Consider the following 19,312-nt stretch of genomic DNA (forward strand, 5'->3'; position numbering starts at 1 on the left):
GAGGCTTGACCATATAACACCCAAGCAATTTGCGTCGAAAGGCCAAGTTGCGGTGTGTGAAGACGAAACGAACCGAAAGTTCGATGTTCACAAAACACCGACAGCTGTCACATACCCAATTTGCTGAGGCGAGGCCAGCCGGCCGCGACTCAGTACCCGAATTTCTTGACGACCATAGAGCGTTGGAACCACCTGATCCCATCCCGAACTCAGCAGTGAAACGATGCATCGCCGATGGTAGTGTGGGGTTTCCCCATGTGAGAGTAGGTCATCGTCAAGATTAAATTCCGAAACCCCAATTGCGAAAGCAGTTGGGGTTTTGTTTTGCCCGCAGGAAAGTTTTTTGCTCGCGTCAGCCACATCAAACCATCGCAACAGCTACCGCTGGGAAAATCGTTCTGAAGTGACCGGGTAGTTTTGGTATGGTGCAGCTCGTTTTTTCACGGACTGATGTCATGCCCACGGATCGGCACTCATTTATGTCAAAGAGTTGCTGTAGAAATGCCAGAGCCAATCCCGATCAAAGATCACGAAAAAGAGACGCGTCTGGTCAACACGCGATTGATCGCCTGCGCCTTGTTCGTCTTCGCTGTCAGCTGTGCCCTCGTCGTTCGCATGTACATTCTGCAAGTTGTGGAATTCGACTATCACTCGACCATCTCTGAAAACAACCGGGTGCACGTCTTGCCAATCCCGCCGACACGCGGGCTGATCTACGACCGCAATGGCTTGCTGCTGGCCGACAATCGTCCCAGTTACAACCTGACCATCACTCGTGAACGCGCGACTGATGTGAATCAGGAGCTGGATGAGGTTATAAATCTTCTGCATCTGCCAGCAGAAGATCGCACCGTGTTCGACAAGGCTATGAAGCAGTCTCGGCATCCATTCACGCCGGTGACGCTGTTTTACGAACTGACCGAAGAGCAGATTGCCGTGTTAGCGGTCAATGAATTCCGTTTGCCTGGCCTTGATGTCGAAGCGCAGTTCGTCCGTGATTACCCTTTTGGTGCGCACTTCGCCCATTCAATAGGCTACGTCGGCCGGATCAACGAGAAAGAATCCAAGACCCTCGACTCGGTTGAATACCGTGGCACCCAGTCCATCGGCAAAACCGGTATCGAACGCTTCTACGAAGCACAACTGCACGGTCACGTCGGTTACGAGGAAGTTGAAACCAACGCGCAAGGCAGAGTACTGCGCGTGCTCAAGCACACCGACCCGGTGCCAGGCAAAAACATCGTCCTGAGTCTCGACGTCAAACTGCAGGAAGCAGCCGAGGCCGCGCTGGGTGATCGTCGTGGTTCAGTTGTGGCGCTTGACCCGTCCACAGGGGAAGTGCTGGCCATGGTCAGCAATCCGAGTTTTGACCCGAACCTGTTCGTCACCGGCATCAGCTCCAAGGAGTATTCGGCGCTGCGTGACTCCATCGACCGACCGCTCTTCAATCGCGTGCTGCGTGGCTTGTACGCGCCGGGCTCGACTATCAAACCGGAAGTGGCGATCGCCGGCCTAGATGCCGGCGTGGTCACGCCGCAGAGCCGCGTGTTCGATCCGGGCTATTACCAACTCCCGGACTTCGATCACAAGTACCGTAACTGGAACCACAGCGGCGACGGCTGGGTAGATATGGACGCCGCGATCATGCGTTCCAACGACACCTACTTCTACGACCTTGCGCACAAACTGGGCATTGATCGCCTGCACGACTACATGGCCATGTTCGGTCTTGGTGAGAAAGTCTCGCTGGATATGTTTGAAGAATCTCCCGGGCTGATGCCGTCCCAAGCCTGGAAGCGTGCCACAAGGCGACAGGCTTGGTTCCCCGGCGAAACAGTCATCCTCGGCATCGGTCAGGGTTATATGCAGGTGACGCCGCTGCAACTGGCTCAAGCCACCGCACTGATTGCCAATAAAGGTGTGTGGAACCGTCCGCATCTGGCCAAGACCGTCGATGGCGTAGCACCTGTCGACGAGCACCCGATGCCGAACATCCTGCTCAAGGATCCGCGCGACTGGGAGCAGGTCAACCATGGCATGCAGATGGTGATGCACGATGCGCGCGGCATTGCCCGGGCGGCAGCAGCGGGTGCGCAATACCGTATAGCCGGCAAGAGCGGCACGGCGCAGGTGGTGGCGATAAAGCAAGGCGAGCGCTACAACCGCGAGAAGACGCTGGAACGCCACCGCGACAACGCCTTGTTCGTCGGTTTCGCTCCAGCTGAGCATCCGAAGATCGCGATTTCGGTGATGATCGAAAACGGTGAGGCGGGTGGTCGTGTCGCAGGTCCCGTGGTGAGGCAGATCATGGACGCCTGGTTACTCGATCAGGATGGCCATCTCAAGCCGCAATACGCGGCGCCGAGCAAGGCGCCGGGTGATCCGCACGTTTAGTCGGGACTCAGACCTTCTCATCGATTCTTTTGGCATCGATTGCGGCATCGCGTGCGGCCACAATGGCTGCATCCGAGGCCGGCGTGCCCAGCTCACCTTTGCGCCATAACTGATGCGAGAAAAGGCCGTCTATGGCTTCAGCGCTGGGCGCCTTGCCCTTGGGCAGAAAAAGGGCTGCCATATCAATGGTGTTGGCGAAGTTTTCTTTGGTCAGGTTGTACTTGCCCAAATGGCTGCCTCCCCATCCGGCATCCGCCGCGACCAACTCGATGGACGTGTCCCGATAACTGAGTGCCGCCGTTTTCAATGCGCCTGAGGCATTGAGCAGTGAGTTGAGTTGATCCATGTCTGAAGCGCTCAGCTCGTTGTCGGGGTTCAGCGCTTTGAGGTTGCCATCGGCTTCAACAGTAAAGCCGAATTTCTTGTTGGCGATATCCGGGAAGGTGTAACTCAAGGCCGATTTGAAGTCTTCAAACGCCAGTTTCAGCGATTCGTGGGCGTTTTTGTGCTGTTCGGCAATTTGAGGGAAGTCAGCTGCCTGGGATCGGCCGAGCCAGACATCGATCGCTTCCATGGTCGGGCTGATTGTCTGTGCTTCATCACTGGGATGATAAACGGCTGCCGGATTGAGGTTGACCGCCGTCTTTTTGAGGTCTTCGCTGAGCGACGCTGTTGTCAATGGTTGGGCTGTTTTGCTCAGCTCAAAGGCTGATGGCTGGATAAAAGCAGAGTTTAAAGAGATCGCCATTTCGTCATTCCCTGATCGTTGGTTGTCAGCCCTTTATCGGCGATTAGAGGCTTGCCTTTAGTTATAGGGCGACAGTGAGCGTTACTGAGTGTGTCGGAGGCATTTCAAAAATCATGCCCCGGGAACCGGGCAACTCATGTCACCTTCTTCACACTTCAGATACTGCTTCAGCGCCTCGACTCGCACCTTGGTCACAGCCGTCATGCAATTGCTGTAAACCCACGGATAAACACTCCCGCCTGTCACGCCGGACGACGAAAACTTGCACTCGGCATCACGAAACCCGATCCACGCCCGCTGCGCATTCACCAACAGCTTCTTGCCATCCGGGTTGTCCTTCAAACGACCGGTGATCTGCTGATACACCTTATTCAACTCTTTGTCCGCCGCTTTGTAATCCTGGCCGGCACACTGGTTCATGGTTGCTTGGTCGCTGGCATTGGCGCAGTCGACGGCGGCGTGGGCGAGGGCCGGGAAGAGAAATGGCGTCAGGGCCAGGAGCAGGCGTGGGGACATAAGAAATGCTCATTTAAAGTTAAAGAGCAAGCAGTGTAGCCGGACTAAACAGAGTACCGGGCAGCCGTTTGATACAACTTCAGGTTGGACATGTGGTCATACAAGCCTAGTGTTCAGAACAGGAGGTGACGTGTGAAACCAGTACCTAACAGCTTTGAACGCAAGATAACGCTCAAATCGCCACGATCGCATGTCTGGCGCGCGCTGGTGGATGCCGAGGCGTTCGGCCAGTGGTTTGGCGTGGCGCTGGAGGGCAGACGTTTTATTGCCGGTGAATGGACACAAGGTCAGGTCACATATCCGGGTTATGAACATGTGCTGTGGAATGTGCTGGTCGAGCGGGTCGAGCCGCAGCAGTTGTTTTCATTCCGTTGGCATCCGTATGCAGTCAATCCGAAGATCGACTATTCCCAGGAGCCGACGACGCTGGTCAAGTTCGATCTGCAGGATTACGAGGATGGCACGTTGCTAACGGTGTCCGAATCGGGTTTTGCCCATATTCCCGATATCCGCCAGAAAGAGGCGTATTACATGGACAGCCGTGGCTGGGAAGAGCAATTGAGCAGGCTCGAGCGCTTTCTCGCCGAAAGCGCCAAGGCCCGTCTGCGCGAAGACAGTGACGCTTCGTCGCTCGATGACTGACACGTCTAAGGGTTTTCGGAAGGGCTGCTATGGCGAATGTCTTACACGCGATGGTAGCTATTGCGACTATTGCCGATTGGATCCAGCGCGTAATCTACACACATCAACTGAAGCACAGGGAGTGCTTCAGGATCAGGGATGATCGACCATCTGCAAGGATCGCTGCCGACAGGGAGTCGATAATGGTCTTGGGAAAAACCCGCTTCGGCGGGTTTTTTTTCGTCTGTAGAAAAGTGCTGCGCTTAAACACAAACACCGCCGGATCGCGGTGTTTGTGCCTCGACAGGTTTACGAAGCGATCAACTGCCGCAACACATAATGCAGAATCCCGCCCGACTTGAAGTACTCCACCTCATTCAAGGTGTCGATCCGGCACAGCACTTCGATTTTCTCCTGGCGCCCGTCTTCACGGGTGATCACCAGGGGCAGGTTCATCCGTGGCGTCAGTTCGACGCCGCTCAGGCCCAGAACTTCAAAGGTCTCCTTGCCGGTCAGGTTCAGGCTCTTGCGGTTCTGATCAAGCTTGAACTGCAATGGCAGCACACCCATGCCCACCAGGTTGGAGCGGTGGATCCGCTCGAAGCTTTCCGCGATCACGGCTTTGACGCCCAGCAGGTTGGTGCCTTTGGCTGCCCAGTCCCGACTTGAGCCCGTGCCATATTCCTGTCCGGCAATCACCACCAGCGGCGTTCCCGATGCCTGATAACGCATGGCCGCGTCGTAGATCGGCATTTTCTCGCCGGTGGGAATGTAAAGGGTGTTGCCACCTTCTTCGCCGCCGAGCATTTCGTTGCGGATGCGAATATTGGCGAAGGTACCGCGCATCATCACTTCATGGTTGCCGCGACGTGAGCCGTAGGAGTTGAAGTCTCGCGGCTCCACACCTTTTTCGCGCAGATAGCGTCCGGCGGGGCTGTCGGCCTTGATGTTGCCGGCGGGGGAGATGTGGTCAGTGGTCACCGAGTCGCCCAGCAGCGCCAGTACCCGCGCAGCTTTGACATCCTTGATCTCCGGGAGCGGGCCGGAAATATCGTCGAAAAACGGCGGATGCTGGATGTAGGTCGAGTCGTCCTGCCACACATAGGTTGCCGCCTGCGGCACTTCAATGGCTTGCCACTGCTCGTCACCGGCAAACACCTCGGCGTATTCCTTGTGGAACATCGCGGTGTTGACTTGACTGACCGCGTCGGCGATTTCCTTGCTGCTTGGCCAGATATCACGCAAGTACACCGGATTGCCCTGCTGATCGTTACCCAGCGGTTCGCTGCTGATATCGGTACGCACAGTACCGGCCAAGGCATAAGCCACCACCAGCGGCGGTGATGCCAGCCAGTTGGTTTTCACTAGTGGATGCACCCGGCCTTCGAAGTTGCGGTTGCCGGAGAGCACCGAGGCGACGGCGAGATCGGCTTTCTGAATAGCCTTTTCGATCGGCTCGGGCAAAGGCCCGGAGTTACCGATGCAGGTCGTGCAGCCATAGCCGACCAGAGAGAAGCCGAGCTGGTCGAGGTACTGCGTCAGTCCGGCGGCCTTGTAGTAATCGGTGACCACTTTCGAACCGGGTGCCAGCGAGCTTTTGACCCACGGTTTACGGGTCAGGCCCTTTTCCACGGCTTTTTTCGCCAGCAGCCCGGCGGCCATCATCACGCTCGGGTTGGACGTGTTGGTGCAAGAGGTGATCGCAGCGATGACCACGGCACCGTTTTTCAGGCGATAGGTGTGGCCTTCGTATTCGTACTCTGTTTCCCCGACCAGATCGGCGTTGCCCACGGCCACGCCGCCGCCACCTTCACTTTCAAGGCGTCCTTCTTCTTTGCTGGTCGGCTTGAATTGCAAATCGAGGAAGTCGCTGAAGGCCTGGGCGACATTCGGTAATGAAACGCGATCCTGCGGGCGTTTCGGCCCCGCAAGACTGGCCTCAACGCTGCCCATGTCCAGCGACAGGCTGTCGGTAAATACGGGCTCCTGACCGGGCAGACGCCACAGGCCCTGAGCCTTGGTATAAGCCTCGACCAGTTTCACCACTTCCGGCGGCCGTCCGGACAGGCGCAAGTACTCCAGCGTCACGTCATCGACCGGGAAGAAACCGCACGTCGCACCGTATTCCGGCGCCATGTTGGCGATGGTCGCGCGGTCGGCCAGCGGCAGATCGGCGAGGCCATCACCGTAGAACTCGACAAATTTGCCGACCACGCCTTTCTTGCGCAGCATCTGCGTTACCGTCAGCACCAGGTCGGTGGCGGTAATGCCTTCCTTGAGCTTGCCGGTCAGTTTGAAACCGATCACTTCCGGAATCAGCATCGACACCGGTTGCCCGAGCATCGCCGCCTCCGCCTCGATCCCGCCGACGCCCCAGCCAAGTACGCCGAGGCCATTGATCATGGTGGTGTGGGAATCGGTGCCAACCAGGGTGTCGGGGAAGGCATAGGTGCGGCCGTCTTCGTCCTTGGTCCACACGGTGCGGCCGAGGTATTCGAGGTTGACCTGATGGCAGATCCCGGTGCCCGGCGGCACCACGCTGAAGTTGTCGAAAGCGCTCTGGCCCCAACGCAGGAAAGCGTAACGTTCGCCGTTGCGCTGCATCTCGATGTCGACGTTCTGTTCGAAAGCGCTGGCGGTAGCGAATTTGTCGACCATCACTGAGTGGTCGATCACCAGATCCACCGGCGACAACGGATTGATTCGCTGCGGATCACCGCCAGCCTTGGCCATGGCGGCGCGCATCGCAGCGAGGTCGACCACGGCAGGAACACCGGTAAAGTCTTGCATCAGCACGCGGGCGGGACGGTACTGGATTTCCCGGTCGGAGCGACGCTCCTTGAGCCAGGCGGCGATTGCCCTGAGGTCGGCGCCGGTGACGGTTTTTTCATCTTCCCAGCGCAGCAGGTTTTCCAGCAGGACTTTCAACGACATCGGCAGCGTGTCGATATTGCCGAGGCTCTTGGCGGCATCAGGCAGGCTGAAATAGTGGTAGGTCTTGTCGTCGATCTGCAGGGTCTTGAGGGTTTTCAGGCTATCGAGGGACGGCATTACAATCACTCCTTTGAATCCGCACGGCTACGGATTTAGGGGGACGGGCAGAGCTAACAACGTAGCCCTGTTTTCAGTAGCTGGCTAATAACTGGACTCTATGGGCAAGTCCAAGGTTCCGACTTCGGCTATCATGCGCCGGTTTTCGTGACAGGCTTTGCTGCAACGCAAGACCTGAGCATCGCGCAGAGGGCGAATAATCGTCCTCTGCCCAGGAGTAAGAATGAACACCCTATTCATGCATTGCCGGCCCGGCTTCGAAGGCGAAGTCTGTTCGGAGATTTCCGACCTCGCGGCGCAGTTGAACGTGGCCGGCTACGCCAAGGCCAAAGCGGCCACCGCGTGCGCCGAGTTTGTCTGCACCGAAGAAGACGGCGCCGAGCGCCTGATGCGCGGTCAGCGTTTCGCCGAGTTGATCTTCCCGCGCCAATGGGCGCGTGGCGTCTTCATCGATCTGCCGGAAACCGACCGGATCAGCGTGATCCTCGCGAACATGGCCGAATTCCCGGTGTGCGGCAGCCTCTGGCTGGAAGTCGTCGACACCAACGACGGCAAGGAACTGTCGAATTTCTGCAAGAAATTCGAAGGCCCGCTGCGCAAGGCCCTGACCGGCGCCGGCAAACTGGTGGATGACGCCAGCAAGCCGCGTCTGTTGCTGACGTTCAAAAGCGGTCGCGAAGTGTTTCTCGGCATGGCCGACGCCGGTAACTCGGCGATGTGGCCGATGGGCATTCCACGTTTGAAGTTCCCGCGTGAAGCGCCGAGCCGATCGACGCTGAAGCTGGAAGAGGCCTGGCATCACTTCATCCCGCGTGACCAGTGGGAAGACCGTCTGCACAGTGACATGACCGGTGTCGACCTGGGCGCAGCGCCGGGCGGTTGGACCTGGCAACTGGTCAATCGCGGCATGCTGGTGACCGCCATCGACAACGGCCCGATGGCCGAAAGCCTGATGGACACGGGGTTGGTGCAGCACTTGATGGCCGACGGCTTCACCTTCAAGCCCAAGCAACCGGTGGACTGGATGGTTTGCGACATCGTCGAGAAACCGGCGCGTAACGCGGCGATGCTCGAAGAGTGGATTGGCGAGGGCCATTGTCGCGAAGCCGTGGTTAACCTGAAATTGCCAATGAAGCAGCGTTATGCCGAGGTGAAGCGCCTGCTTGAGCGCATCGCCGATGGTTTCAAGGCGCGCGGGATCAAGGTCGATATCGGCTGCAAACAGCTGTATCACGACCGTGAGGAAGTGACCTGCCACCTGCGCCGGCACGATGTGAAAAAGACCAAAAGATGACCGAACACCCGGCAATGCGCGACAATGCCGGCCAGTTTCAGGAGTGAATCATGAGTGAAATGATCGACACGCCGGTCGACGGCACCCTCGACGCCACCGGCCTCAATTGCCCGGAGCCGGTGATGATGCTGCACCAGCACATCCGTGATCTGGTGCCTGGCGGACTGCTCAAGGTGATCGCCACTGATCCCTCGACTCGCCGCGACATTCCCAAGTTCTGTGTGTTTCTCGACCACGAACTAGTGGGGCAGCACGAAGAGGCCGGTACTTACCTGTACTGGATTCGCAAGAAGTCCGGCTGACAGACAAAAAAAGACCTGCAAATGCAGGTCTTTTTTTATGGCTGATCAGCCCAACGAACGACTGATGCGAATGCGCTTGCGTGCGCTGCGTGTCAGCCTGATCGACAGCATCAGCGCCGCGCAGCTCAGACCCACGATCAAACCCTGCCACAAGCCGCTCGGACCACGCGGTTCGCCGAGCCAGTTGGTCAGGCCGAGGGCATAACCCACCGGCAGACCGATGCCCCAATAGGCGAACAGAGTCAAGATCATCGTCACCCGAGTGTCCTGGTAACCCCGCAGGGCACCGGCGGCGGTCACTTGGATCGCATCGGAAAACTGGAACAACGCCGAGTACACAATCAACATCGCCGCGATGTGAATCACCGTCGGATCAGCCGTGTAGATCGCCGCAATCGGTTCACGCAGCAGCAACATCATGCTCGCCGACAGACAGGCATAAGCCAGCGCGGTGCCCATGCCGACGCCTGCGGCGAAACGCGCCTCGCGTGGTTCTTCGCGACCGAGAGCCTGACCGACGCGAACGGTCACGGCCATGCCCAACGAGTAGGGAATCATGAACACCAGTGAGCTGACGTTCAGCGCAATCTGGTGCCCGGCCACCACGGTAGCGCCAAGGCTGCCGATCAGCAGCGCGATCACCGCGAAGATGCTCGACTCGGCAAACACTGCGATGCCGATCGGCAGACCGATTGCCAGCAGACGCTTGATCACCGCCCATTGCGGCCAGTCGAAGCGGCTGAACAGTTCGCTCGAACGATAAGCCGGTGCCCAGCGCTCGTAACCGGCCAGGCCCAGCGCCATCACCCACATCACAATTGCCGTGGCCCAGCCGCAGCCAACGCCACCCATGGCTGGCACGCCGAAGTGACCATAAATGAACACGTAGTTCAGCGGGATATTCAGCGCCAGCCCGCACAGGCCCAGCACCATCGCCGGGCGGGTACGACCGAGGCCGTCACTGAAGCAGCGCAGTACGTGGTAGAACGCCACCGCCGGCAGACCACTGGCGATACCGTGCAAATACTGCATGCACGGGCCGATCAGCTCGGGATCGACTTTCATCAGGTGCAGCACCGGTTCGGCGGCAACCAGCATGGTGGTCGCGATTAGTCCGACCACCAGCGCCAGCCACAACGCCTGACGCACGATCGGGCCGATCTCGCTATGGGTGCCGGCGCCGTAACGCTGGGCGACTTTTGGCGTGGTTGCCAGCAGGGTGCCGGTCATCAGCAGGAACACCGGCACCCAGATCGAGTTACCCAGTGCCACGGCCGCCAGATCCTTCGGTCCGACGCGACCGGCCATCACTGCATCGACGAAGCCCATGGCCGTGGTTGCCAGTTGCGCGATGATGATCGGCAACGCCAGGGCGAGCAGGTTCTTGAACTCCAGGCGAATCCGCGCGGGGCGGGTCAGGGAGACGGCGACAGGTTGGTCAGTTACAGAATTCACAGGCAAAGCGTCCACGGAGATTGATGCGCAGGGCGCCGCATTCTACGCCGCTGACGCTTTGGTCAGGAAAAATCCTCTGTTGCGGATTTGTAATCACAAAGCCTGCTGGCCCAACCGTGCATCTGCACCTAAACTGCCGATCCGCCCAAGGAGCCCGCCATGCTGATTGTTGCCGACGAAAATATTCCGCTGCTCGATGCCTTTTTTGAAGGTTTCGGCGAGATCCGCCGGGTACCGGGCCGCTCCATCGACCGTGCGACGGTCGAGCAGGCTGACGTGTTGCTGGTGCGTTCCGTGACCAATGTCAGCCGTGCGTTGCTGGAAGGCAGCAAGGTGCGCTTCGTGGGGACGTGCACCATCGGCACCGATCATCTGGATCTGGAGTATTTCGCTGAGGCCGGCATTGCCTGGTCGAGCGCGCCCGGCTGCAACGCCCGGGGCGTGGTCGATTACGTGCTCGGCAGTCTGCTGACCCTCGCCGAAATCGAAGGTGTTGATCTGACTCAACGCACTTTCGGTGTGGTGGGCGCAGGTGAAGTGGGCGGTCGTCTGATCAATGTCCTCAAGGGCCTGGGCTGGAACGTGAAAGTCTGCGATCCGCCACGTCAGGCTGCCGAAGGTGGCGATTACGTCAGCCTGGAGCAAATCATCGAGCAGTGCGATGTGATCAGCCTGCACACGCCACTGACCCGCAGCGGTGACGGCGCGACGTGGCATCTGTTCGATCAGCAACGCTTGCAGCAACTCAAACCCGGCGCGTGGCTGATCAATGCCGCACGCGGTCCGGTGGTTGATAACGCTGCACTGCGCAAAGTGCTGCTGGAGCGCGAAGACCTGCAAGCGGTTCTGGATGTCTGGGAAGCCGAGCCCGAGGTCGACGTGTCACTGGCTGATCTCTGCGTCCTGGCCACACCGCACATTGCCGGTTACAGCCTCGACGGCAAACAGCGCGGCACAGCGCAGATCTATCAGGCTTACTGCGACTTCATCGGTGTGCCTGCAAGCATCCAGCTCACTGACTTACTGCCAGCACCCTGGTTGTCGGAAGTAACCTTGCATGCTGACAGCGATCCGGCTTGGGCGTTGGCGATGTTGTGCCGTGGCGTGTACGACCCGCGCCGGGATGACGCAGATTTTCGTCGCAGCCTTGTAGGCAATGTCGGCGAGCAGCGTGCGGCGTTTGATGTGTTGCGCAAGCAGTACCCGGTTCGGCGCGAGATTGAAGGGCTGAAAGTGCGGATCGACGGGAATTCGCCAGTGTTGCAGCAGATTGTGGCTGCGCTTGGCGCGGTGGCAATCTAAGCCAGCGTACTGGCAGACAGAAAAAACCCGGCCAAAGGGGCCGGGTCAGGAAGACGGTGGCTATATCACTTTTGTTCGGCAGGCTTGACCAATCGCTTATCCAGTTCGCGGCAGGCGTCCTGGATCATATCTTCAGTGATCGGTACTTCGCGCCCATCCTTATCGATAATCGAGCAACCCAGAGTCTGGCCGGGCTTGGTGCGGATCACTTCAATCTTGTCTTCGCTGCTTTGTTGCAAGGACATGGCCTGTCTCCTCATCAGGTTGTGCGCCTAGGTTAAAACCCCCACGTGACCGGGCTGTGACAACTCCCTGCGGTCTGTCGGCGGCGGCATCTCCACTCAAACAGAAATGACCGCTCGTCTCAACCGGGACTTTAGACCAATAGCAACTATGGCCTAGTCTTTGGGGGCATATTTAACCTGACTCATTGTGATTTACAGAGTTCCACCCCATTGAGCTTGTAGGTTGGCCCTATTCATCCGCACAGATGTGAACCCGAATGATCTCGATGCTTTCCTCAAGGCACCGGCGCGCCCTGCGCCTGACCAGCCATTTTCTTGCGCCGTATCGTTGGCAGGCCTTCGGCGCGCTGCTCGCGTTGATCCTCACCGCTGGTATCACTCTGTCGATGGGGCAGGGCATCAAACTACTGGTCGATCAGGGATTCATGACCCAGTCGCCGCACCTGCTCAATCAATCCATTGGCCTGTTCATGCTGCTGGTGCTTGGTCTGGCGGTGGGTACATTTGCCCGGTTCTACTGGGTGTCGTGGATCGGCGAGCGTTGTGTGGCGGACATTCGTCGACAGGTGTTCAACCATCTGGTGTACCTGCATCCGGGGTTCTACGAGGACAACCGCAGCTCGGAAATCCAGTCACGCCTGACCGCTGATACGACATTGCTGCAATCGGTGATCGGCTCGTCGCTTTCGCTGTTTCTGCGCAATCTGCTGATGGTCATCGGCGGCGTGGTGTTGCTGTTTATCACCAATCCAAAACTTACCAGCATCGTTGTTATCGCCCTTCCATTGGTGATCGCGCCGATCCTGATCTTCGGCCGACGCGTGCGTAACCTGTCGCGGCTGAGCCAGGACCGGATTGCCGACATTGGCAGCTACGTTTCCGAAACCCTCGGCCAGATCAAAACCGTGCAAGCCTACAACCATCAGGTGCAGGACGAGCAGCGCTTCGCCACCACTGTCGAACAGGCTTTCGAAACGGCGCGAAAACGAATCTTCCAGCGGGCATGGCTGATCACATTGGTCATCGTGCTGGTGTTGGGTGCCGTGGCGGTCATGCTGTGGGTCGGCGGTATGGACGTGATAGCCGGGCGGATTTCTGCCGGTGAACTGGCCGCGTTCGTCTTCTACAGCCTGATTGTCGGCAGCGCTTTTGGCACACTGAGTGAAGTGATTGGCGAGCTGCAACGCGCGGCCGGCGCCGCCGAGCGGATTGCCGAATTACTGCGCTCGGAAAATATTATCCAGCCGCCAACGTCCGGATTGGTGACGTTGCCTGCGCGGGTGAGGGGCGAGTTGGAGCTGCAGGATGTAAGGTTTTCCTACCCTTCAAGGCCAGAAAGCTACGCCGTCGACGGTTTGAATCTTACGGTCAGGGCAGGCGAAACCCTGGCATTGGTGGGGCCGTCCGGTGCCGGTAAATCCACGGTTTATGACTTGCTGTTGCGCTTCTACGATCCCGGCCAAGGCCGGATTCTGCTCGATGGCGTGCCATTGACGAGTCTTGATCCGCTGGATCTGCGTCGCTGTTTCGCCCTGGTCTCACAAACGCCGGCACTGTTTTTTGGCAGCGTGGAAGAGAACATCCGTTATGGCTGTCCGACGGCGACCCTGGAGCAAGTCAAGGAGGCGGCGCGGATTGCTCATGCTCACGACTTTATTGAGCAGATGCCCGACGGATACCAGACCCATTTGGGCGATGGCGGTCTCGGACTCTCCGGCGGCCAGCGTCAGCGGTTGGCTATCGCCCGGGCGTTGTTGGTTGACGCGCCGATCTTGCTACTCGACGAAGCTACCAGCGCCCTTGATGCGCAAAGTGAACACCTGATTCAGCAAGCCTTGCCGAGCCTGATGCACAACCGCACCACACTGGTCATCGCCCATCGTTTGGCCACGGTGAAGAATGCCGACCGGATTGCGGTGATGGATCAGGGCAAGCTCGTGGCAATCGGTACGCATCAGGAATTGATTGTGAGCAACCCTTTGTATGCACGGCTGGCGTCATTGCAGTTCAGTGATGGCCAGCACGCGACAACCAACTAGTTGGCGGCCCATAAAAAATGCCCGCATTTCTCAATGCGGGCATTTTCGTTTAATCGAACCGTCGTCGATCACTGATCATCAAAATAGCGTTCATGCCAATCCACCAGCGGTTGCGGCGAATTGAGCTTCTGGCCGTAGATCACCGAATAAGACAGCACGTTTTGCACGTACTGGCGGGTTTCGTCAAAGGGGATGCTTTCCACCCACACGTCGAAACTCAGGTGATCAGCGCCGCGTAGCCACTGACGTACGCGGCCGGGGCCGGCGTTATAGGCGGCGGAAGCGAGTACGCGGTTGCCGTTGAACTGGCTGTGCACCTGGCTCAGATAAGCAGCGCCGAGCTGGATATTCTTGTCCGGATCGAGCACTTGCTGCGGCGAGGCCAGCGGAATGCTGAACTTGCGCGCGGTTTCCTTGGCGGTGCCGGGCATCAATTGCATCAGGCCGCTGGCGCCGACGCCGGAGCGGGCGTCGTCCATGAAGGCACTTTCCTGACGGGTGATGGCGAACACCCAACTCGAATGCAGGCCGCGAACCTTGGCTTCCCGCACTAGGGTTTCGCGGTGGGCCATCGGGAAGCGAATATCCAGATCGTCCCAGTACTGCGCCTGACTGATGGTGCGGATCGCCGGGAAATACCACTTCAGGTCGTAGGCGAGTTTGGCCTGGGCGACCATTTCGTCACGGTTGAAGTGGCGGCTGACGTGATACCACTCGCGGCGACCGTCGACGATCTGCCCGCGGGCATGGAATTCCAGCGCGCGGCGCACGCCCGGCGTATTGCGTACCTTGTTGATCAGCGCCTGACTGAGCACCAATGGCTTATTGTTCAACGAGTACGGGGATTGGGAGCGATCGGCCGCGAGGAAACCGTAGAAATCACGTTCTCGGGCGAGCCCTTTGTACAGCGTCTGTGCTTCCGGGTTTTGCGGTTGCGCCAGTTCCAGACTGCGTGCCTGCCAGTAGCGCCAGCGATTGGTGGTCGCCAGATCCTGCGGCAGGCGGCGGGTCAGTTGATAAGCGTCGTCCCAACGGGCCAGGCGCAGCAACAGGCGCAGGCGCCATTCCGATACCGTGTTGTCACGCAGTTCCGGATCATATTTGGTCATCACGTCCAGCGCGCGGCTGTCGAAACGCCGAGCCAGAGTCAGGCCGATTTCCCGGGCGATCGCGACTTTCTCATCGCGGGAGAAATGCATGCTGCTGGCGTAACCGTCGAGCAACGCCATGGCCTTTTCCGGATCCTGACGGGCCAGGCGGCGCAGGCCAAGGCTGACCACGTCGGACATCGGCTCATCGGCCGGGGTGAAGCGCGACTGTTGATTCAACAGCTCGGGTTTCTGCGCCACATCGACCAGCAAACGACCGCGCGGGGAGAGGGTGGTCAGGCCGTTGACCAGGCTGTTGGCCAGCGGATAGTTGCGCGCCTGAGCCGCAAGTTTGGTGCGCTCCCAGCGTTTCTGTTCGGTCAACTGGCCGTCGGCGGCCCAGATGCCGAACAGCGCATCACACGCGGCGGGTTGCGATTTGCCAGTCAGCCAGAGCTTGTCGGCATTGGCGTAGCCCTCGGCTTTTTTACCGTGGGTGATCTGGTACTGCGCATTGAGGCAGTCCAGCTCAGTGAAGTTGAGTTTGGGGTCGTAATACTTGACGAAGGTCGCCCAGTCACCACGGTCGGCGAGCCAGCGCAACCAGCGCAGCTTCATCCAGTTGGCCTGGGGCAGGTCGCCGTGTTCGGCGAGGAATTTCTCGATTTCCGCGTTGCTCGCGGTTTTCAGGCGCGCAGTCAGTTCGTCGTAGGCCAGATACGGTTCCAGCGGATAGTCGGCCAGAGCCTGGCTGTAACGGAAATACGGGCCGGTATCGCCCTTGGCCAGCGCGCGCTTGGCTTCATCGTAATACTGGCGCTGGGTGGACAGGTCCACCGCCTGGGCGGATTGAACGGCAGTGGCGGTAAGTAGCAAACAGGACAAAACACTGAGAAGGCGACTGCGCATGAGACATCCGGGCAGAGAAATCATGACAAGTGCCGACAAGGATCAGCACTGAATTGTCTGTAGCTTAGCCTTTTGCCAGCAAGCGGCGAAAGCTTTGCCGGCCTCGCAGCACAAGTTCGCAACAAATGTTGTGCAGAGTGCTTCAACAGACAAATTGCCGGCCTGTTGAAGCCCTATCTCAGGTAGAATGCGCCCCCGGTTTTTGGAGAAGCTCATGACCCTGCTCAAATTCAGCGATGTGTCCCTTGCATTCGGCGCGATGCCGTTGTTGGACAAGGTGTCCTGGCAGATCGCCCGTGGTGAGCGGGTGTGCATCATCGGCCGCAACGGCACTGGCAAGTCCAGCATGATGAAACTGGTCAAGGGCGACCAGAAGCCCGATGACGGCTCGGTGTGGCGTGCCCCCGGTCTGAAAATCGGCGAATTGCCGCAAGAATTGCCGGTGGCCGACGAGCGGACGGTGTTCGACGTGGTGGCTGAAGGCCTCGACGGCGTTGGCGCATTGCTCGCCGAGTACCATCACCTGAGCCAGAACATCGTCACCGACGCTGATCTGGACAAGCTGATGCACGTCCAGCACGACCTCGAAGCCCGTGACGGCTGGCGCTTGCAGACTCTGGTCGACAGCACCCTGAGCCGCCTGCAACTGCCGGCCGACAAGACCCTCGCCGAACTGTCCGGCGGCTGGCGTCGTCGCGTACTGCTTGCGCAGGCGCTGGTGTCCGAGCCGGATCTGCTGCTGCTCGACGAGCCAACCAACCACCTGGACATCGGTGCGATTGCCTGGCTTGAAGAAGCATTGAAGGATTTCCAGGGCGCCGTGTTGTTCATCACGCACGACCGTTCCTTCTTGCAAAACCTCGCCACGCGCATCCTTGAACTGGATCGCGGCGGTCTGATCGACTGGAACGGCGACTACGCCAGCTTCCTCGTGCACAAAGAAGCCGAGCTCGCTGCCGAAGCCACTGCCAACGCATTGTTCGACAAGCGTCTGGCCCAGGAAGAAGTGTGGATCCGTCAGGGCATCAAGGCGCGCCGCACCCGTAACGAAGGTCGTGTACGTGCGTTAAAAGCATTGCGCGTCGAGCGCAGCGAGCGTCGTGAGCGTACCGGCAAGGCCAACATTCAGCTGGATACCGCCGACAAATCCGGCAAGCAGGTGATGGTGCTCGAGAACGTGAGCTTTGCTCATCCGGGCGGCCCGTTCCTGATCAAGGATTTCTCGATGGTTCTGCAGCGCGGCGACCGTATCGGTCTGCTTGGCGCCAACGGTACCGGCAAGACTACCCTGTTGAAGCTGATGCTCAACGGTCTGCAACCGACCAGCGGTAAAGTGGAAGAGGGCACGCGCATCGACGTGGCTTACTTCGACCAGTTGCGTCATCAGCTGGATCTGGAAAAAACCGTTATCGACAACGTCGCTGAAGGTCGCGACTTCATCGATATCGACGGTCAGAGCCGCCACGTACTGAGCTACCTCGGCGACTTCCTGTTCAGCCCGCAGCGTGCCCGCACGCCGGTCAAGGCGCTGTCGGGTGGTGAGCGTGCGCGCTTGCTGCTGGCCAAACTGTTCAGCAAGCCGGCGAACTTGCTGGTCCTCGACGAACCGACCAACGACCTCGACGTGGAAACCCTCGAGCTGCTCGAAGAAGTGCTGCTGACCTTCAACGGCACTGTGCTGATGGTCAGCCACGACCGGGCATTCCTCGACAACGTGGTCACCAGCACACTGGTCTTCGAAGGTGAAGGCAAGGTGCGTGAATACGTCGGTGGTTATCAGGACTGGATCCGTCAGGGCGGTTCGCCGCGTCTATTGGGCGTGACCGAAAGCAAGTCGGGTAAGGCGGATCTGAATTCGGCGGTGGTAACTGCCGAGCCCGCGCCGGCAGCCGCTGCTCCGGCAGCCAAGAAGAAGCTCAGCTATAAGTTGCAGCGCGAGCTGGAAGCCTTGCCAGGCGACATCGACGCCAAGGAACAGCAAATCGCAGCGGTTGAAGCTGAAATGGCTGAAGGTGGTTTCTATCAGCGCCCTGCGGCCGAAACCGCCAAGGTGATTGCATCGCTTGAGCAGTTGCAGGCCGAACTGGATGCTCTGGTGGAGCGCTGGGCCGAGCTGGATGCCTGATTGATCCGGCAATAAAAAAAGCCCGGCCTCATTCGCGTGAGGCCGGGCTTTTTGCAGGAACTGCCGAAGGGTTTAGCGTTTGACCAGATGCACCGCCAGCACATCACAAGGCGCGCCGTGCAGTACATCGTTGGCGGTCGAGCCGAGCAGCAGCGCCAGACCATGCCGGCCGTGACTGCCGACCACGATCAGGTCGCAGGTCTTTTCCTTGGCGAAATGGTGGATTTCCTGGCGCGGCTGGCCGTAGGTCAAGTGGCAGTTGGCACCTTCGAGTTCGGAGTACTTGAGCTTCAGGCGCTCAAGGCGTTCCTTGGCTTGATCGAATTGCTGCTGTTGCAGTTGTGACAGGTCCATCGGCACGTCGCCGCCGAAAGCCATGGCCATCGGTTCGACAATGTGTACCAGTGACAGCTTGGCGCCGTTGCTCACCGACAGCTCTCGGGCGCGGTGGATGACAGGGTCGCACTCTTCGGTCAGATCTACGGCGACCAGGATGTGGTGGTAGGGCATGAGGTGCTCCTCCTGAGGTTTCAATATTGGTAAGTATGGCTGGTTTCAAGCGCATTGGTTCCAAAGTGACGCAATGGGCTCATCAAGATTCGGGAGTACAGATATGACGGTCTGGATAGTGGTGTCAATCCTGCTGGTGGTATTGAGCCCGCTGGCGTGGTTGCGCCCATCGCGGGCGCAGAGTGGCCGCATCGCCCTGCGCATGGAGGCTCGGCGCATCGGCTTGGCCATGCAACTGGCACCTCAGGAATGGCCGCACTGGCTGTCGCAAGAGCCGCCGAGCCCGTGCGCGCAGTACCATCGGCCGCGCCGTGGCAATCAGCCGGCGTGCTGGACGTACTGGCAGAAATCGCCGGGCGTGTGGGTCAATCAGTGGCAAGAAGTCTGCGAAGATGGGGCGTTGCTCAATCATTTCGAAAAATTGCCGGCCAACGTCTTCAAGGTGGAGGCGGACAAGCAGATGATTGCTTTGTATTGGGGCGAGAAGGGCGAGGCGACGGTTTTGAAGGAAATCGACGCCACACTGAAAGCGCTGGCATGACTCGCGGAGTTTTCGCACTGCAACGGTGCGAAGGGTCCGGCAGACGAGCAATAAAAAGCCCGACATCATTCATCGGGCTGGGTTGGCCAGGCAGGCCGGTAACTCTTTTTTCACTGAAGTAACGTCGGTAAGTCAGCAAATTTTTCTGTAGTCCTGCCAGCGTAGCCTGTTA

General features: G+C 58.9%; 15 protein-coding genes and 1 rRNA gene. 9 read left to right on the forward strand and 7 right to left on the reverse strand.

What is annotated here, in order from left to right; genetic code table 11:
* The first annotated feature begins 164 nt into the window (after positions 1-164).
* Both rrf and mrdA read left to right on the forward strand, forming a co-directional pair.
* Positions 165-280 (forward strand): 5S ribosomal RNA (rrf, locus tag IAI51_RS05185).
* Between the two features lie 221 nt (positions 281-501).
* Complete coding sequence (gene mrdA / locus IAI51_RS05190; protein WP_187677505.1) at positions 502-2,394, forward strand: penicillin-binding protein 2; 1,893 nt, start codon at positions 502-504, stop codon at positions 2,392-2,394.
* Positions 2,395-2,401: 7 nt separating this feature from the next.
* On the opposite strand, the gene IAI51_RS05195 is transcribed toward mrdA, so the two are convergent.
* Together IAI51_RS05195 and IAI51_RS05200 are read right to left on the reverse strand one after the other, a co-directional pair.
* Positions 2,402-3,142 (reverse strand): hypothetical protein, encoded by a 741-nt coding sequence (locus tag IAI51_RS05195; RefSeq protein WP_187677506.1) that lies wholly within the window; start codon positions 3,140-3,142, stop codon positions 2,402-2,404.
* A 111-nt stretch (positions 3,143-3,253) separates the two neighbouring features.
* A complete protein-coding gene (locus IAI51_RS05200; RefSeq protein WP_187677507.1) occupies positions 3,254-3,658 on the reverse strand; it encodes a lysozyme inhibitor LprI family protein in 405 nt (134 codons plus the stop codon).
* Between the two features lie 132 nt (positions 3,659-3,790).
* On the opposite strand from IAI51_RS05200, the gene IAI51_RS05205 reads away from it, so the two are divergent.
* A complete protein-coding gene (locus tag IAI51_RS05205) occupies positions 3,791-4,300 on the forward strand; it encodes an SRPBCC family protein (protein ID WP_187677508.1) in 510 nt (169 codons plus the stop codon).
* 288 nt (positions 4,301-4,588) lie between these two features.
* Here IAI51_RS05205 and acnA read toward each other — a convergent pair whose 3' ends face one another.
* Positions 4,589-7,330, reverse strand: coding sequence for an aconitate hydratase AcnA (acnA, locus tag IAI51_RS05210; RefSeq protein ID WP_187677509.1), 2,742 nt, complete (start codon positions 7,328-7,330; stop codon positions 4,589-4,591).
* 223 nt (positions 7,331-7,553) lie between these two features.
* Here acnA and rlmM point away from each other — a divergent pair, with 223 nt between their 5' ends.
* Positions 7,554-8,624, forward strand: a complete 1,071-nt coding sequence (rlmM, locus tag IAI51_RS05215; RefSeq protein WP_187677510.1) for a 23S rRNA (cytidine(2498)-2'-O)-methyltransferase RlmM — start codon at positions 7,554-7,556, stop codon at positions 8,622-8,624.
* A gap of 50 nt (positions 8,625-8,674) precedes the next feature.
* Positions 8,675-8,926, forward strand: coding sequence for a sulfurtransferase TusA (gene tusA, locus IAI51_RS05220; RefSeq protein WP_007953079.1), 252 nt, complete (start codon positions 8,675-8,677; stop codon positions 8,924-8,926).
* Positions 8,927-8,971: 45 nt separating this feature from the next.
* Here the strand turns inward: tusA and IAI51_RS05225 are convergent, their stop codons facing one another.
* Positions 8,972-10,381 carry an MATE family efflux transporter gene (locus tag IAI51_RS05225; protein WP_187677511.1) on the reverse strand — a complete coding sequence of 470 codons (1,410 nt, stop codon included), beginning with the start codon at positions 10,379-10,381 and terminating at the stop codon, positions 8,972-8,974.
* 159 nt (positions 10,382-10,540) lie between these two features.
* On the opposite strand from IAI51_RS05225, the gene pdxB reads away from it, so the two are divergent.
* The gene (gene pdxB / locus IAI51_RS05230) at positions 10,541-11,683 is read left to right on the forward strand and encodes a 4-phosphoerythronate dehydrogenase PdxB (protein WP_187677512.1); all 1,143 of its coding nucleotides are present in this window, start codon (positions 10,541-10,543) and stop codon (positions 11,681-11,683) included.
* A 65-nt stretch (positions 11,684-11,748) separates the two neighbouring features.
* Here the strand turns inward: pdxB and IAI51_RS05235 are convergent, their stop codons facing one another.
* Positions 11,749-11,928 carry a PA1571 family protein gene (locus IAI51_RS05235; protein WP_187677513.1) on the reverse strand — a complete coding sequence of 60 codons (180 nt, stop codon included), beginning with the start codon at positions 11,926-11,928 and terminating at the stop codon, positions 11,749-11,751.
* A 257-nt stretch (positions 11,929-12,185) separates the two neighbouring features.
* On the opposite strand from IAI51_RS05235, the gene IAI51_RS05240 reads away from it, so the two are divergent.
* Positions 12,186-13,967 (forward strand): ABC transporter transmembrane domain-containing protein, encoded by a 1,782-nt coding sequence (locus IAI51_RS05240; RefSeq protein ID WP_187677514.1) that lies wholly within the window; start codon positions 12,186-12,188, stop codon positions 13,965-13,967.
* Positions 13,968-14,035: 68 nt separating this feature from the next.
* Here IAI51_RS05240 and IAI51_RS05245 read toward each other — a convergent pair whose 3' ends face one another.
* The gene (locus IAI51_RS05245; RefSeq protein WP_187677515.1) at positions 14,036-15,964 is read right to left on the reverse strand and encodes a transglycosylase SLT domain-containing protein; all 1,929 of its coding nucleotides are present in this window, start codon (positions 15,962-15,964) and stop codon (positions 14,036-14,038) included.
* Positions 15,965-16,178: 214 nt separating this feature from the next.
* Between IAI51_RS05245 and IAI51_RS05250 the strand changes: the two genes are divergently transcribed.
* Positions 16,179-18,089: an ATP-binding cassette domain-containing protein gene (locus IAI51_RS05250; RefSeq protein WP_187677516.1), complete on the forward strand. Its 1,911-nt coding sequence runs from the start codon at positions 16,179-16,181 to the stop codon at positions 18,087-18,089.
* A 72-nt stretch (positions 18,090-18,161) separates the two neighbouring features.
* Here the strand turns inward: IAI51_RS05250 and IAI51_RS05255 are convergent, their stop codons facing one another.
* Positions 18,162-18,599, reverse strand: a complete 438-nt coding sequence (locus IAI51_RS05255; protein WP_187677517.1) for a universal stress protein — start codon at positions 18,597-18,599, stop codon at positions 18,162-18,164.
* A gap of 103 nt (positions 18,600-18,702) precedes the next feature.
* On the opposite strand from IAI51_RS05255, the gene IAI51_RS05260 reads away from it, so the two are divergent.
* Positions 18,703-19,140: a hypothetical protein gene (locus tag IAI51_RS05260; RefSeq protein ID WP_187677518.1), complete on the forward strand. Its 438-nt coding sequence runs from the start codon at positions 18,703-18,705 to the stop codon at positions 19,138-19,140.
* Positions 19,141-19,312 lie beyond the last annotated feature (172 nt).

The organism is Pseudomonas sp. N40(2020) (assembly GCF_014472415.1).
Lineage (GTDB): Bacteria > Pseudomonadota > Gammaproteobacteria > Pseudomonadales > Pseudomonadaceae > Aquipseudomonas.